We start from the raw sequence: 8441 nt of genomic DNA on the forward strand, positions 1-8441 counted from the left end.
GAGGGGCCTCCCCGCCGGACGGCGGGGAGGCCCCTCGGGTGACGCGGTGCTGCGGATCAGTCGTTGCCGTTGCCCGTGGAGGGCGTGGTCTTCGCGATCTGCATCAGGAACTCGGCGTTGGACTTCGTCTGCTTCATCTTGTCGAGGAGCAGCTCGATGGCCTGCTGCGAGTCGAGCGCGTGCAGCACACGGCGGAGCTTCCAGACGATGGCCAGCTCCTCGCTGCCCAGCAGGATCTCCTCCTTGCGGGTGCTGGAGGCGTCCACGTCCACGGCCGGGAAGATGCGCTTGTCCGAGAGCTTCCGGTCGAGCTTGAGCTCCATGTTGCCGGTGCCCTTGAACTCCTCGAAGATCACCTCGTCCATCCGCGAGCCGGTCTCGACCAGCGCGGTGGCCAGGATGGTCAGCGAGCCGCCGTCCTCGATGTTGCGCGCGGCACCGAAGAACTTCTTCGGCGGGTAGAGCGCGGTCGAGTCGACACCACCGGACAGGATGCGGCCCGAGGCCGGGGCGGCGAGGTTGTACGCGCGGCCCAGACGGGTGATCGAGTCCAGCAGGACGACCACGTCGTGACCCAGCTCCACGAGGCGCTTGGCACGCTCGATGGCCAGCTCGGCGACGGTGGTGTGGTCCTCGGCGGGACGGTCGAAGGTCGAGGAGATGACCTCGCCCTTGACCGACCGCTGCATGTCGGTGACCTCTTCCGGACGCTCGTCGACCAGGACGACCATCAGGTGGCACTCGGGGTTGTTGGTGGTGATCGCGTTGGCGATCGCCTGCATGATCATGGTCTTGCCGGTCTTCGGCGGGGCCACGATCAGACCGCGCTGGCCCTTGCCGATGGGCGCGACCAGGTCGATGATGCGGGTCGTCAGCACGCCCGGGTCCGTCTCCAGCCGCATGCGGTCCTGCGGGTAGAGCGGGGTGAGCTTGCCGAACTCGGGGCGGCCGCGGCCGGTTTCGGGCGCCATGCCGTTGACCGAGTCGAGGCGGACGAGCGCGTTGAACTTCTCGCGCCGCTCGCCGTCCTTCGGCTGCCGCACGGCACCGGTGACGTGGTCGCCCTTGCGCAGGCCGTTCTTGCGGACCTGGGCGAGGGAGACGTAGACGTCGTTCGGACCCGGCAGGTAGCCGGAGGTCCGGATGAAGGCGTAGTTGTCGAGGATGTCGAGGATGCCCGCGACGGGGATCAGGACGTCGTCCTCGGAGACCTGCGGCTCGCCCGCGAAGTCGTCACGGCCACGACGGCCGCGACGGTCGCGGTAGCGGCCGCGACGGCCACGGCGGCCGCCCTCGAAGTCGTCCTCGTCCTGCGGGCCGCCCTGGGCGCCCTGCTGGGCACCGCGGCCGTCCCGCTGCTGGCGGGAGCCGCCCTGCTGGGCGTCCTCGCCGCGCTGGCCGCGCTCACGGCGCTCACCGCGCTCGCCACGCTCACCGCGGTCGCCACGCTCACCGCGCTGGCCACGCTCGCGGCGCTCGCCCTTCTGACGGCCCTCGCGGTCGCCGGCGCGGGCGGTCCGGCCCTCGGCGGCGTCGGCCGCGGCCTCCGCCCGCTCCTCGGCCTTGGCCTCGGTGGCGGGGGTCTCCGGGCTGCCCGCGGGCGCGGTCGCGCGGCGGCGACGGCGCTCACCGGCCGGCTGCTCGTCGTTGGAGCCGCCCGACGGCTGGCCCGGGATCTCGATCTGCTGCTGGGTGGCGGCCTTCTCGGCGGGCTTGGCGGCCTCGGCGGCCGTCTCACCCGTACGGGCCTTGGAGGTGGCACGGCGCTTCGGCTTGGTCTCCGTCTCGGAGGCGGCCTTGGCGGGCTCGGCGGCCTTGGCGGGCGCGCCCGCGCCTGCCTGCCGTTCCTTGATGACCTCGATCAGCTGGCCTTTCCGCATCCGCGCGGTGCCCTTGATGCCGAGGCTGGAGGCGAGCTGCTGGAGCTCGGCCAGGACCATGGCGTCGAGGCCCGTGCCCGAGCGTCGCCGCTTGGGGGCGGTGGCAGCACCGGTGGCAGGCGCGGCGGGAGCGTCCGTGGCGGGCGCGGAGGCATTGCCGACGGAGCTGTCGGCGGTCACGCCCATCAGATCGGTGGTGTCGCTCACGAAGGGGTCCTTCCCTGGAGCGGGCGTCGGCCTGTCTGGCTCGGCGACCGGTTGTGCTGTCCGGCTGCGGTCTGGCTGTGCGGACCGTGCCGGGGCGGTGGTCCGCCGGTACGGCGGAAGAATCAGTTCATTGGTTCCGGCGTGAAGAAATGAGGTGAAGACATGACGTATCGACTTCACTCATGTCACCCACGCCGATTCCGGAGCGTGCTCGAAGCTGCTCAGGCAGGCTGCTCAGGCAGTTTGGGAGGCTCCCGGAAGAAAAGCGGCCCCTGATCGGGACACAGAGCACCGAGCCGATGTGGCTTCGGGTGCAGACTTGAGGTTAACACTACCGGGTCCCATAAACATTCCCCCTCTCAAGACCGGCAACCGCTATTTTTCGCCGACTCCGGGCGCACCCGGATGTCGGCGCTGGTCAGGCGAGCGGCAGCACGCTCGTCCCCCCGGCGTCGAGGGCCAGCCGGTTGGCCGCCCACCCCTCGCCCGCCAGCCGTGCGACCTCGTCGGCCGCACCGTTCTCGGCCAGCGCGAGCACCGTGGGGCCCGCGCCGGAGATGACCGCGGGCACGCCGTCCGCCCGCAGCCTGCCCACCAGGGCCACGCTCTCGGGCATCGCCGGGGCGCGGTACTCCTGGTGGAGACGGTCCTCGGTGGCCGGAAGCAGCAGCTCGGGGCGCCTGGTCATCGCCTCGACGAGCAGCGCGGCGCGCCCGGCGTTGGCCGCGGCGTCCACATGGGGGACGCTGCGCGGCAGCAGCCCGCGGGCGGTCTCGGTGAGCACCGGCCGCGAGGGCACGAAGACCACCGGAACGATGGAATCCGCGGGGTTCATCCGAATGGCCCGCGCCACGCCCGACTCCATCCACGCCAAGGTGAAGCCGCCGAGCAGGCAGGCCGCGACATTGTCCGGGTGGCCCTCGATCTCCGTGGCGAGCTCCAGCAGCGCCGCGTCGTCGAGTTTCTCGGCCCCGCCTATGGTCACGGCGCGGGCGGCGACTATGCCCGCGCAGATGGCGGCCGACGAGGAACCGAGCCCGCGGCCGTGCGGAATGCGGTTGGCGCAGACGACCTCCAGGCCGCGCGGCTGGCCGCCGAGCAGGTCGAAGGCGGTGCGCAGGGAGCGCACGAGGAGGTGGCTCTCGTCGCGCGGGAGGGTGTCGGCGCCCTCGCCGGCGATGTCGATGTGCAGCCCGGATTCGGCCACCCGGACCACGACGTCGTCGTAGAGCCCCAGCGACAGGCCCAGGGCGTCGAAGCCGGGGCCGAGGTTTGCGCTGGTGGCGGGGGTGCGCACGCGGACAGCGGCGGCGCGGAACGCTGGACCGGCCATCGCTCGATGACTCTCCTTGGTGTGGCCTCGGCAGGGCGTGCAACGTCCGCAAGGGCCGCGACGGATCGCCGCACGGGGACGGCGGGGGTCTGCGACGGGGCGGAGTGAGTACAGCCTATCGAAGGAAGGTTCTGCGGCGACATAGGGCGAAGGGGTGTCGCCGGGCTGCTGACTTGCGCCGGACGGGCGATGGGGTACCCATTCAGCCCGTCCGGCGTTTGAGGACAACGCGGCGAAGCCGTGTTGCGGGGAAACGGCGGGGCGGACGACCGGTCAGGCGAGCCCGAGCGCGGCCGCGGCGGCAGCCGCGGACACCGGCACGGTGAGCGGCTGCGGAGCCCCCGCCACCGCCCAGTCCGGGTCCTTGAGCCCGTTGCCCGTGACCGTACAGACGATGCGCTGCCCCGGGTCGACCAGGCCGAGCTCGGCCGCCTTGAGCAGGCCCGCCACGCTCGCCGCCGACGCGGGCTCGACGAAGACGCCCTCCTGCGCCGCCAACAGGCGGTACGCGGCCAGGATCTGGCGGTCGGTCACCTCGTCGATGAGGCCGCCCGATTCGTCGCGCGCCTCCTCGGCGAACCGCCACGACGCGGGGTTGCCGATGCGAATGGCGGTGGCGATGGTGTGCGGGTCGCGCACCGGCTCACCGCGCACGATGGGCGCGGAACCGGACGCCTGGAAGCCCCACATGCGCGGCGTGCGCTCGGCCATGCCGTCCGCGGCGTACTCGCGGTAGCCCCGCCAGTAGGCGGTGATGTTGCCCGCGTTGCCAACAGGCAGGACGTGGATGTCGGGGGCGTCGCCGAGCGCGTCCACGATCTCGAACGCGGCCGTCTTCTGGCCCTCGATCCGCACCGGGTTCACGGAGTTGACCAGCGCGACGGGGTACTCCTCGGACAGCCCGCGGGCGAGCGTCAGGCAGTCGTCGAAGTTGCCGTCCACCTGGAGGATGCGCGCGCCGTGGACCAGCGCCTGGCCCATCTTGCCCAGCGCGATCTTGCCCTGGGGCACCAGGACGGCGCAGACCATGCCCGCCCGTACGGCGTAGGCCGCGGCGGAGGCGGAAGTGTTGCCCGTGGAGGCGCAGATGACGGCCTTCGCGCCCTCTTCCTTCGCGCGGGTGATGGCCATCGTCATGCCGCGGTCCTTGAAGGACCCGGTCGGGTTCGCGCCCTCGACCTTGAGGTGCACCTCGCAGCCCGTGCGCTCGGAGAGCACCTGGGCCGGGACGAGCGGCGTGCCGCCCTCGCGCAGGGTGACGACCGGCGTGTCGGCGGAGACGGGGAGCCGGTCGCGGTACTCCTCGATGATGCCGCGCCACTGGTGGGTGCCGGAGGACCGGAGTCCGTTGCTGGCAGACATTGCTTCGTTGCTCCCTATTCGCCTTCGACCCGCATGATGCTCGCGACACCGCGGACCGTGTCCAGCTTGCGCAGCGCCGCGACGGTCGCCGAGAGGGCGGCGTCGGGGGCGCGGTGCGTGACGACGACGAGCGACGCCTCGCCGTCCTTGCCCGTCTGGCGGACCGTGTCGATCGACACGTCGTGCGCCGCGAAGACCGTGGCGACCTGGGCGAGGACACCCGGCCGGTCGGCCACGTCGAGGCTGATGTGGTAGCGCGTGACCACCTCGCCCATGGGGCTCACGGGCAGCCGCGTGTAGGCGGACTCGCCGGGTCCGGTCGTCCCGGCGACCTTGTTCCGGCAGACGGCGACGAGGTCGCCGAGGACCGCGGAGGCGGTGGGCGAGCCACCGGCCCCGGGGCCGTAGAACATCAGCCGTCCGGCGGCCTCGGCCTCGACGAACACCGCGTTGTACGCCTCGCGGACGGAGGCCAGCGGGTGGCTGAGCGGGATCATGGCCGGATGCACGCGGGCGGTGACGGACCGCCCGTCGGCGGCGCGCTCGCAGATGGCGAGGAGCTTGATGGTGCAGCCCATCTGCTTCGCCGACGCGAAGTCCGCCGCGGTGACCTCCGTCATGCCCTCGCGATGGACGTCGTCGAGGCGCACCCGGGTGTGGAAGGCGATCCCGGCGAGGATCGCGGCCTTGGCGGCGGCGTCGAAGCCCTCGACGTCGGCGGTCGGGTCGGCCTCGGCGTAGCCGAGCGCGGTGGCCTCGTCCAGCGCCTCGGAGTAGCCCGCGCCGCTGGTGTCCATCTTGTCGAGGATGAAGTTGGTGGTGCCGTTGACGATGCCGAGCACCCGGTTCACCTTGTCGCCCGCGAGGGACTCGCGCAGCGGGCGGACGAGCGGGATGGCGCCCGCGACGGCGGCCTCGTAGTAGAGGTCCGCGCCGTGCGCCTCCGCGGTGGCGTGCAGCGCGGCGCCGTCCCCGGCGAGCAGCGCCTTGTTGGCGGAGACGACGCTCGCGCCGTGCTCGAAGGCGGTGGTGATGAGGGTGCGGGCGGGCTCGATGCCACCGATGACCTCGACGACCACGTCGATGTCGCCACGTTTGACGAGCGCGGTGGCGTCGGTGGTGATCAGCTCCTGCGGCACGCCCTCGCGGACGCGGTCGGGACGGCGCACCGCGATGCCGGCGAGCTCGACCGGCGCGCCGATGCGCGCCGCGAGGTCGTCGGCGTGCGTCGTCATGATGCGCGTCACCTCAGAGCCGACCACTCCACAGCCCAGCAGCGCCACCTTCAGCGGACGCGTACGCATCATCCGACCTCGTTTCTCATACATCTCGGTAGGGCACCAGTCTCACTCACCGGACGGGGGTTTCCCGCCCCCGTCCAGCATTCGAGACTTTTGCTTTATTTTTTACCTTGTCAGCCGACGTCGAGCCGGAGGAGGTCGTCCTCGGTCTCGCGCCGGACGATCACCCGCGCCTGCCCGTCCCGGACGGCGACGACCGGCGGGCGGAGGGCGTGGTTGTAGTTGCTCGCCATGGAGCGGCAGTAGGCGCCGGTCGCGGGGACGGCGAGCAGGTCGCCGGGGGCGAGGTCGGCGGGGAGGAAGGCGTCGCGCACGACGATGTCACCGGACTCGCAGTGCTTGCCGACGACGCGGGAGAGCATCGGCTCGGCGGTGGAGGTACGGGAGACGAGCGCGACGCTGTACTCGGCGTCGTAGAGCGCGGTGCGGATGTTGTCGGACATGCCGCCGTCGACGCTCACGTAGGTGCGCAGGCCGGGCAGGTCCTTGACGGTGCCGACCTCGTAGAGGGTGAAGGTGGTCGGGCCGGCGATGGCACGGCCGGGCTCGACGGACAGCCGCGGCACGGCGAGCCCGGCGGCGGCGCACTCGCGGGTGACGATCTCGCGCAGGGAGACGGCGATCTCGCGCGGCTCGCGCGGGTCGTCGTCGGAGGTGTAGGCGATGCCGAGGCCGCCGCCGAGGTCGATCTCGGGCAGCTCGACGCCGTGCTCGTCGCGGACGTCCTTGAGCAGGCCGACGACGCGGTGCGCGGCGACCTCGAAGCCCGAGGTGTCGAAGATCTGCGAGCCGATGTGGGAGTGGATGCCGACGAGCTCCAGGCCGTCGAGCTTCAGCGCGCGGCGCACGGCCTCGGCGGCCTGTCCCCCGGCGAGGGCGAGGCCGAACTTCTGGTCCTCGTGGGCGGTCGCGATGAACTCGTGGGTGTGCGCCTCGACGCCGACGGTCACCCGGATCAGGACGCGCTGGCGCTTGCCGAGCCGCTCCGCGATGCGCGCGACGCGGACGATCTCCTGGAAGGAGTCGAGGACGATCCGGCCGACGCCCGCCTCGATCGCGCGGGTGATCTCCTGGGTGGACTTGTTGTTGCCGTGCAGCGCGATGCGCTCGGCGGGCATGCCCGCGGACAGGGCGGTGGCGAGCTCGCCCTCGGAGCAGACGTCGAGGTTGAGGTCCTCCTCGTGCAGCCAGCGGACGACGGCGCGGGAGAGGAAGGCCTTGCCCGCGTAGAAGACGTCGGCGTCGGTGAAGGCGTCGCGCCAGGCCCGGCAGCGGGCGCGGAAGTCGTCCTCGTCGAGGAAGTAGGCCGGGGTGCCGAACTCCTCGGCGAGCTCGGTGACCTTGATACCGCCGACGGTGACCACGCCGTCGGCGTCCCGCGCGACCGTACGGGCCCATACGCGCGGGTCGAGCGCGTTGAGGTCGGCGGGCGGGGCCGCGTAGTGGCCCTCGGGGAGGACGTCGGCGTAGCGGGGCCCGGCGGGGTGTGCGGAACGGCTCATGGCTCTGAATCTCCTCAGAGGTGTGCGGGTGCGGTGATGCCGAGCTGGTGGAGGCCGTCGGCCAGCACCGTGCCCGTGGCCTCGGCGAGGGCCAGGCGGGCGCGGTGGACGGCCAAGGGTTTCTCCCCTCCGCTCGGCAGCGTGGGACACGCGGCCTGCCAGCGGAGGAAGGCATCAGCGAGACGTTCGAGATGGCGGGCGAGCCGCTCGGGGGCCCGGGTGGCGGTGACCCGCGAATGGTCCGCGAGCCCGGCGAGGACGGGGGCCGCGTCCTCGTCCATGAGGTCCCCGAGGTCCCCCGGCTCGGGGCCGAAGCCCAGGTCGTGGGCGTTGCGCAGCAGGGCCCGGGTACGGGCGTGGGCGTAGCGGACGCGGAAGAGGGGGTTGCTCTCGCGCTGGACGAGAAGCAGGTCGCGGGGGACGCCCGGGGGGCTGACGAGGCTCCAGCGGGCGGCGTCGCCCCCGAGCCGCGCGACGAGCTCCGCCGGGGGCTCGCCGAGGACGGGCGGGCTCGGCCGCATACCGAGGACGTCCCGTACGAGCTGTACGTACGAGGAGCCCTCCAGCGTGATGTTGAGGAAGCCGGGCCCGGCGATGTCGACGCGGGCGATACCGGGCTCGGCGACGAGCCGGCGGCGCAGCACTTCGGCGACCTCGGGAGCGGGGCGGCCGCTGTCCTGGGCGATGCGCAGGGCGACGTTGGTGGCGTAGTCGCCGCACCCGGGGTGCGGGGGGACACGCACGGTGACCCGGTCGGGGACGACGGCGCTCAGCTCGTCGGCCTCGATGGCGCGGCGCACCGTGTGCAGAACGGTGCGGGTGAGATCGGCGGGGGTCACGGGGTCAAGCCTAGGGG

General features: G+C 72.4%; 6 protein-coding genes. All 6 read right to left on the bottom strand.

Annotated elements, in window-relative coordinates; all coding sequences use genetic code 11:
- Positions 1-56: 56 nt before the first annotated feature.
- On the bottom strand, positions 57-2087 hold the full coding sequence (gene rho / locus K6I34_RS03060; protein WP_229322461.1) for a transcription termination factor Rho: 2031 nt from the start codon (positions 2085-2087) through the stop codon (positions 57-59).
- 418 nt (positions 2088-2505) lie between these two features.
- On the bottom strand, positions 2506-3420 hold the full coding sequence (thrB, locus tag K6I34_RS03065) for a homoserine kinase (protein WP_121799490.1): 915 nt from the start codon (positions 3418-3420) through the stop codon (positions 2506-2508).
- A 273-nt stretch (positions 3421-3693) separates the two neighbouring features.
- Entirely contained in the window at positions 3694-4782 is a 1089-nt protein-coding gene (gene thrC, locus K6I34_RS03070; protein ID WP_229322462.1) for a threonine synthase, read from the bottom strand.
- 14 nt (positions 4783-4796) lie between these two features.
- The gene (locus K6I34_RS03075) at positions 4797-6089 is read right to left on the bottom strand and encodes a homoserine dehydrogenase (RefSeq protein ID WP_229322464.1); all 1293 of its coding nucleotides are present in this window, start codon (positions 6087-6089) and stop codon (positions 4797-4799) included.
- A gap of 107 nt (positions 6090-6196) precedes the next feature.
- Complete coding sequence (lysA, locus tag K6I34_RS03080) at positions 6197-7585, bottom strand: diaminopimelate decarboxylase (RefSeq protein WP_229322466.1); 1389 nt, start codon at positions 7583-7585, stop codon at positions 6197-6199.
- Positions 7586-7599: 14 nt separating this feature from the next.
- Positions 7600-8441: ArgS-related anticodon-binding protein NrtL (nrtL, locus tag K6I34_RS03085; protein ID WP_308293956.1), on the bottom strand; the 842-nt coding region annotated here is incomplete at its 5' end.

The organism is Streptomyces sp. UNOC14_S4 (genome assembly GCF_020740835.1).
Taxonomy (GTDB): domain Bacteria; phylum Actinomycetota; class Actinomycetes; order Streptomycetales; family Streptomycetaceae; genus Streptomyces.